This is a genomic window from Myroides sp. LJL119, from assembly GCF_054871605.1.
In genome coordinates this window covers 49977-56891 of record NZ_JBTXLO010000006.1, presented here as the reverse complement: position 1 = coordinate 56891, position 6915 = coordinate 49977, and the positions used below count along the sequence as shown (strand labels likewise).

The following is a 6915-nucleotide window of genomic DNA, read 5'->3' as shown; positions in this document are numbered from 1 at the left end:
TCAAATGTTTGTTACGAAAAATCGGGTATTTAAAGGGTATAAAAAAATAGTAGCAAACTAAAGTCTACTACTATTTTTTATGTAATTTTATAATATTAATCCTGTATCGTTATTTCAGGACTAGACAGTTTAATTTTTTACTGGTAAAAGTCTCAAGAATCTTTATTGTTTTTTAAAAATAAAAAAGGGAGTGCTAACTAGCACTCCCTTTAATAATCATTGGATTGATCTTCTGCTGGTTATAAATAGTTGAAATTACTATTTTAAACCAAATTTATTTTTAATATCCTCTACGCGATCTAATTTTTCCCAAGTGAATAGTTCTACCTCAAGAGTTTTGGTTTCACCAGTAGGTTTGGTAAAGGTTTTAGTTACGATTTGTGGTTTTCTACCCATGTGTCCATAAGCTGCTGTCTCGCTGTATATTGGATTTCTTAGTTTAAGTGACTTTTCGATAAAATAAGGACGCAAGTCAAAAAGTTCAGATACTTTTTTAGCAATCTCTCCATCGGTTAAATCTACATTGCTTGTACCATAAGTGTTGATATAAAGACCTGTTGGTTTTGCAACTCCAATGGCATAGGAAACTTGTACAAGAACTTCATTTGCAACTCCTGCAGCAACTAAGTTTTTAGCGATATGACGTGTAGCATATGCTGCACTTCTATCTACTTTACTTGGATCTTTACCTGAAAAAGCACCACCACCATGGGCTCCTTTTCCACCATAAGTATCTACAATAATTTTACGTCCAGTTAAACCTGTATCACCGTGGGGACCACCAATTACAAATACTCCTGTTGGGTTGATTAAGTGTTCAATTTGTTCAGGATTTTCAAATAAGTATTGATATTGTGGATATTTTTCTAGCAATCTTGGTATAAGAATTGTTTTTATATCTTTTTCAATTTGCAGTTGCATTTGTTTTTCTGCCTCCACCTTTGCTTGATTGGAATCATCTACTGGCTTGATAAAATCATCATGTTGAGTAGATAATACAATGGTTACAATTCGAACTGGAACATTATTATCGTCATATTCTAAAGTAATTTGACTCTTTGCATCAGGTCTTAGGTAAGTTATCTGGGTGTTTTCTCTTCTAAGGGCTGCAAGTTCTTGTAACAGTTTGTGAGAAAGATCTAAAGCCAACGGCATATAATCCTCTGTTTCTTTAGATGCATACCCAAACATCATTCCTTGGTCTCCTGCACCTTGATCCTCTGGATTACCACGATCTACACCTTGATTAATATCGGCTGATTGTTCATGTATTGCCGATAAAATACCACATGAGTTTGCATCAAACATGTATTCGCTTTTCGTGTAACCAATTTTCTTGATTACTTCACGTGCGATTTGTTGTACATCTAGGTAAGTTTCTGATTTAACCTCCCCAGCTAAAATAACTTGTCCTGTAGTAACTAATGTTTCACACGCTACTTTAGAGTTTTTGTCAAAAGCTAAAAAGTTATCAATTAACGCGTCAGATATTTGATCTGCGATTTTATCCGGATGTCCTTCACTTACAGATTCCGATGTGAAGTAGTAAGCCATAATATGTTATTTTTTAGATATTAAAAAAAAGAGGAAATGGCTAAAGGAAAGTATAAACTATTTCTGCTTTAGCATTTTTTACCGAGGTTGCAATCAGTTCAAATTTTTCCTCACGATTATTTCACTGCAAATGTATTAACTATTTTATATTATAGGTAATTTTTTGACTATTTTATATTAAGCTTAACGATTACAAGTTTCTTGTAATGCTTTATAAATATATACTATTTTTTAGGCTTTGTCTTGTAATGAAATAAATTATTGTCAAAGATATTACTTTTTTAACTGCTTATTTGTAAAAATTAGAATAAAAATCATGTAAATCTTATTTTAAAATCTATTTTTCAATACATTTGTCCACACAATATGTTTAATAAAACACATAGACATGAGATTACATAACGTAGATGACCAAAAATCATTATCGCCAAAGGTTGCCTTAGAATTTTTAAAACAAGGTAATAAGCGATTTGTTGCAAATCTAAAAGCACATAGTAACCTTTTAGAGCAAGTAAACGATACAAAGGCTAATCAATTTCCTTTTGCTATTATACTGAGTTGCATAGATAGTCGTACTTCGGCAGAATTAATCTTCGACCAAGGATTAGGAGACATTTTTTCAGCTCGTATAGCCGGGAACGTTTTAAATGAGGATATCATTGGTTCTATGGAGTTTGCTTGTAAATTAGCTGGATCTAAATTAATTGTAGTCTTAGGACATAGCCATTGTGGTGCCATAACAGGTGCTTGTAATGGTACAAAATTAGGTCACTTAACTAATTTATTAGACAAGGTTCAGCCATCAGTGGATTACGTAAAGCAAAATAATCCAGAAATGGAAATTACATCAAAACAAGCTGTTGATTTAGTTGCATACCACAATGTGGAACAAACAATAGCTCAGATTTTTGACAAAAGTCCAGTTTTAAAGCAAATGTATGAACAGGGTGAGATAGGAGCGGTAGGTGCTTTTTATAAAGTGGAAACAGGAGCTGTGGATTTTATCCAAGAAATGTTTATAGATAAAAAATAAAAAATAAGTTGAAACACAACGAATTTTACAAGAAGATTCTTGCCAACAATAAGATTTGGGTAGAGACTAAGATTGCGAAAAATCCAGATTACTTTAAGCGGTTAAGTGAAAAGCAAACCCCTCCTGTTTTATGGATAGGATGTTCCGATAGTAGGGTGCCTGCCAATGAAATTATTGGAGCTGAATCTGGAGATGTATTTGTACACAGAAATATTGCCAATATGGTGGTTCATTCGGATATGAATATGTTAAGTGTTTTGGACTATGCGGTGAATATTTTAAAGGTGACCAATATTATTGTATGTGGACACTATGGTTGTGGTGGTGTTTTAGCGGCTATGAAAAACGAATCTTATGGTTTGCTTGATAACTGGATAAGACATATAAAAACGGTATATCGTCTTCATCATAATGAGTTGGATCAAATAGAAGACGAGACACAGCGCTTTAATCGATTTGTAGAATTAAATGTTCATGAACAAGTCTATGATTTAGCCAAGACTTCTATAGTTCAAGAAGCCTGGGCTAGAAACCAAGAGTTAAGTATACACGGCTGGGTATATGGGCTTAATTCGGGTTATGTAACGGATTTAGAAGTTAACGTTACAAGTAATAATGATTTAGACGAGGTATATCAACTACGATTTAAAAAGATTTAGTCGTCCTGCTGCATATTTTCATTAAAAGCACTAGGTAGTAATGAAGGTATAAATCTTAAAATAATTGGTAGTAATAAAGTACCTCCAGGTAATAAAAAAATTGCAAGAGAAGGAATAGTTTTAAAGATTTCTAAAGTCTGATTTTTAACTATTTTCTTCTCTTGTGCATTTAATGGTCTATGGGTGGAGTCTAAAAGTAACTTCATTAATTGGCTATTGTTTTGTATCTCTTTAACAAGTCTTGTCTTGTTTCTAGTTAAAAGTAGTTCTACATAACTGGTAGAATTATGTAAGATATTTCCAAATAAATTAGTTGTTTTATAAAAATGATAATCTTTATTACTTTTAGAAATAAGATTAGTAAATAAACGTTTACTTTGGTCAACTTGCTCAATTTTCAGATCCAACACGCTAAATACTCCCGTGGTTAAGTCTGGAAAAATAACAGTTTTAGATTCATTATCCCAAGCATTACATATAATTAAGTCAGTTATAAAAGCTTTTTCAAAATCACTTTTATATAATTCGGGTAGCTCGGTACTGTTAGAGGTAATCGAGGTATGTAAAAAACCGATAAGCTTATTATCGTTATCTTCTTTGGGGTTAATCTTGCGCTTAAAAGACAAAATGATTTGTTCTAAAACTTGCCCCAGAGTTTGACTATAAGCATTGGGATCGGTCTTTTGAGATAAGTATTTTTCAAATGCCAGTATATCTATGGATAATAAAATAATATTTAAAACCAAATCGTTGTCTTTACTTTGTGAAAAGAAGTGCTCTTTCCAGCGCATGGAAAAAATTTCCTCAAGTTTCGAGTAAGGATCTTTAGGACTAAATAAAGAAGTAAATATGTTGTTTTTATGGGGAATTAATACTTGATAGAACTCAATGAGTGTTTGCAAGAACTTATCATCGGGTTGTTGTGAAAACAAGTATACCTTCTCTAAGAGTTGTAAATAACAAATCTTAGATAATTCAACTGGTGTGTATTTAAAATCTTGAAAAGCTTGGGGGAAATTCTTTAGCTCTAAAAAACCATAAGAAAAACCTATTTCCCTAACCCTTTGAACTATTTCTGCTTTAGAGTCGTTTTCAAAGAGTTGAAATTTTTGGTGTTGGTTATAGTATTTCTTTATCCAACCACTTGCTGATGGGTTCATGCTATAAAAGTAAAAGATAGGTGATAAGAACAAGGTAGTATTTACTACCTTGTTACCATTTAACTTGTTTCTCGATTGCTTTGATCATCTCCGAGGCGATATCTTTATTAGTAGCCGACTCAATTCCTTCCAAACCAGGTGAGGAGTTAACCTCTAATAATAAGGGACCTTTGTCTGATCGGATAATATCCACTCCGGCAACTTTAAGATTCATTGCTTTGGCTGCTTTTATGGCAATTTTTTTCTCCTCTGGGGTTACTTTAATTACCGAAGCAGTTCCCCCTAGATGAATATTGGCTCTAAATTCACCAGGTAAGGCTTCTCTTTGGATAGCAGCCACTACTTTACCATCTACCACAAAGCAACGGATATCTTTACCATTGGCTTCTTTGATAAATTCTTGTACAAGTATATTTGCATTTAAACTCTTAAAAGCATTAATAACACTTTCAGCTGCCTTTTTTGTTTCTGCTAAAACAACTCCTTTTCCTTGGGTTCCTTCAAGAAGTTTTATAATCAAAGGACTACCTCCAACCATTTTTATTAGATCATTTGTATCCAGTGGGGAGTTTGCAAATCCAGTGGTAGGAATATCTATTCCGTTATTTAAAAGTAGTTGCAAAGAAAAAAGCTTATCTCTACTTTGTGTAATAGCCGCTGCACTATTTAAACTATAGACTTTTAAGGATTCAAAATGTCTTGTTAAAGCACAACCATAATAAGTCATACTTGGGCGAATACGCGGAATAACTGCATCAAAATCATTTAAAACTCTACCACCACGATAGTGTATCTCGGGTTGATTGGCGTCGAGTTTTATATAGCAGTACTTTAAATTTAAAAAGTGCATTTCATGCCCTCTTAATTCACCAGCTTCTATGATTCTCTTGTTACTATATAATTCGGGGTTACTAGCCAGTACTCCAATACGAAGACCTTTTCTTTCAGATTTAGTGGTGTTGTAATATTCTAATAATTTTTCCGTGGTGGGTTGACCAAGTAAAAAATGTTGTTCTGGATCCACCAATATACGTCCACTCATTGCCTCTCGACCCAATAACATACGGTAACCCATTGAATCTCTATTGGTAAGGGTTAACTCTATTTCCCAAGATGTGTCGGCCAATTCAATATTGGTAACAATCACATATCGTAGTTCTTTGGTTCCACTTGAACTTTTGACAATTCTTTTGTCAATTACTCTAGCCTCACAATGTATAATAGCCTTTCCATTTCCTTGGATAGGATTTACGTTGAACTTAACCCATGGTTGTCCATCTTTTTCAAAAGGTGTAATATTAATAGCATGTAAAGCCGAGGTTTTTGCACCTGAGTCTACACGAGCTTTAATAGCTGGAATTTTTAAAGTAGAAAAAGAACACCATTCTTCACTACCAACAATAACTTTGTTTAACATATACTTAAATTGTTTTGCGAATGTAGTGTATTAAATATAATGCTTTTATAGGGAAATAAAAAAAAAGTAAAAAATAAGTGAATTCTAGCTGGCATATAAAAAAAGATGGATATTAAAAGTCACAGAATAACTTGTTTGCCCCCCCCTAAGGATAATTGTATTTCATGTAGGTATAAAGTAGCATTTTTGCTAAAGAAATACTTTTATTTGGGTAAGTAAAAACCAGTAGGATTTAATATAGACTTAAGGGGGAAAATAATAAAATCGTATGAAAATTTATTGTACTTTTGACTTAGAAAGTTACATAAAAATTAGATATGGCTATAAGTGGACTAGTAATAACTTATAATGAACAGAAAAATATCTCTCGCTGTGTGCAAGAGTTATTTCAGGTGTGTGATGAAGTCATTGTAGTGGATTCCAATAGTACAGATAATACCGTTGAATTAGCAAAACAAAATGGAGCCAAGGTCTACCTACAAAGCTACCTGGGAGACGGCCCACAACGTATATATGGATTACAATTCTGCAAAAATGATTGGATAATGAATCTAGATGCCGATGAATACTTGGATTCAGATGCTATTGCATTTGTGAAAAAGCAAGAGTTCTATCACAAGGATTATGATGCTTATAGTTTTAGAATAAAAAATTTCTTAGCAGATAAATTAATTGATTTCTCTGGATGGTACCCCGATTCAAAAGTGCGCTTTTTTAATAAAAAAACAGCAACTCCTTCTAAGGATATGGTTCATCAAAAGATAATAGCAACAAATCAAACTAAGGTTAAGGTACATATTTTGCATTATGGCTGGAGTTCCTACGAACAGATTATTGCCAAGAAAAATCAATATTCAACCTGGGGTGCTGAACAGCTCTATGATCAAGGTACACGGATTAATTCTTTTAAACCTGTGTTAAACGGAACGGTTGCCTTTTTAAGATGTTATTTTTTTAAAAAAGGTGTATTCAACGGTATAGATGGACTTACCATAGCAATGATTCAGGGATTTTTCTCTTATATGAAATATGTTAAGTTAATTAAATTAACCAAACAAGGTGAAAAGCTACTTCAGGATAAATAATAAACAA

General features: G+C 32.9%; 6 protein-coding genes. 3 read left to right on the top strand and 3 right to left on the bottom strand.

Annotated features, from left to right (window positions below; all coding sequences use genetic code 11):
* Window positions 1-258 precede the first annotated feature (258 nt).
* Window positions 259-1554 (bottom strand): methionine adenosyltransferase, encoded by a 1296-nt coding sequence (gene metK / locus ACYSNV_RS08465; protein WP_461762134.1) that lies wholly within the window; start codon window positions 1552-1554, stop codon window positions 259-261.
* A gap of 388 nt (window positions 1555-1942) precedes the next feature.
* On the opposite strand from metK, the gene ACYSNV_RS08460 reads away from it, so the two are divergent.
* On the top strand, window positions 1943-2587 hold the full coding sequence (locus ACYSNV_RS08460; protein ID WP_461762133.1) for a carbonic anhydrase family protein: 645 nt from the start codon (window positions 1943-1945) through the stop codon (window positions 2585-2587).
* Window positions 2588-2595: 8 nt separating this feature from the next.
* Window positions 2596-3246: a carbonate dehydratase gene (can, locus tag ACYSNV_RS08455; RefSeq protein ID WP_461762132.1), complete on the top strand. Its 651-nt coding sequence runs from the start codon at window positions 2596-2598 to the stop codon at window positions 3244-3246.
* Here the strand turns inward: can and ACYSNV_RS08450 are convergent.
* Both ACYSNV_RS08450 and rimK read right to left on the bottom strand, forming a co-directional pair.
* Window positions 3243-4406: an LETM1-related biofilm-associated protein gene (locus tag ACYSNV_RS08450; RefSeq protein ID WP_461762131.1), complete on the bottom strand. Its 1164-nt coding sequence runs from the start codon at window positions 4404-4406 to the stop codon at window positions 3243-3245. The two genes, can and ACYSNV_RS08450, sit on opposite strands and share 4 nt — an antisense overlap.
* Before the next feature lie 52 nt (window positions 4407-4458).
* The gene (gene rimK / locus ACYSNV_RS08445) at window positions 4459-5823 is read right to left on the bottom strand and encodes a 30S ribosomal protein S6--L-glutamate ligase (RefSeq protein WP_461762130.1); all 1365 of its coding nucleotides are present in this window, start codon (window positions 5821-5823) and stop codon (window positions 4459-4461) included.
* A gap of 317 nt (window positions 5824-6140) precedes the next feature.
* Here rimK and ACYSNV_RS08440 point away from each other — a divergent pair, with 317 nt between their 5' ends.
* Window positions 6141-6908 carry a glycosyltransferase family 2 protein gene (locus ACYSNV_RS08440; RefSeq protein WP_461762129.1) on the top strand — a complete coding sequence of 256 codons (768 nt, stop codon included), beginning with the start codon at window positions 6141-6143 and terminating at the stop codon, window positions 6906-6908.
* The last annotated feature ends 7 nt before the right edge of the window (window positions 6909-6915 follow it).